Raw genomic sequence first — 628 nt, 5'->3', positions numbered from 1 at the left:
GACGGCTCCTCTTACGAGAGACCGATAACAAGTGTGTAGCGCTGCGTGACTCTATAGCAATAACTCGAACAGTCATTGGGGCCTCGAGCCCGCATAGCAAGGCAGAGTCAGCTTATTATGAACAGCACAGAAAACCAAATCGAAATTAACGTGGGCGTTGATGTAGGCAAATCTAAGTTGGATATTGTCCTTCATCCTCTGGATCTCCATTTCTCTATTCCCAATGACCAAGAACACATATCCAAGGTCATACAAGTCCTAAAAACACATCAGGTTAAACGTATCGTAACGGAGGCCACCGGGCGTTACGAGCATGCCTTTGTCTTTGCATGTGATAAGGCCGATCTACCAGTTGTCGTTGTCAATCCGATCCAAGTTCGCCGCTATGCGCAGGCCATTGGTGTTCTTGCCAAAACAGATAAAATTGACGCATCGGTTATCGCTCGTTTTGCGGCTACCATCAAGCCCGATATTAAACCGATACCTGACAGACAGTCTCGACTTATCAAAGACTTACTGGTTCGCAGAAGCCAACTCTTGGAAATGCAAACGATGGAAAAAAATCGATTGCAGATTATGCCAAAAGAACTTCATTCATCTATTAAACTGATGCTCAAACATCTTGAAA

Annotated in this window: 1 protein-coding gene; it reads left to right on the top strand. The window is 44.7% G+C overall.

The genetic code is table 11. From position 1 onward, the window contains the following. Nucleotides 1-117: 117 nt before the first annotated feature. Nucleotides 118-628: IS110 family transposase (locus tag ACXAF9_RS18160; protein ID WP_475076838.1), on the top strand; the 511-nt coding region annotated here is incomplete at its 3' end.

Source organism: Neptunomonas sp. ABH4_499 (assembly GCF_056160565.1).
The sequence above is the reverse complement of the archived record's forward strand: the minus strand, read 5'-3'. Positions and strand labels throughout refer to the sequence as shown.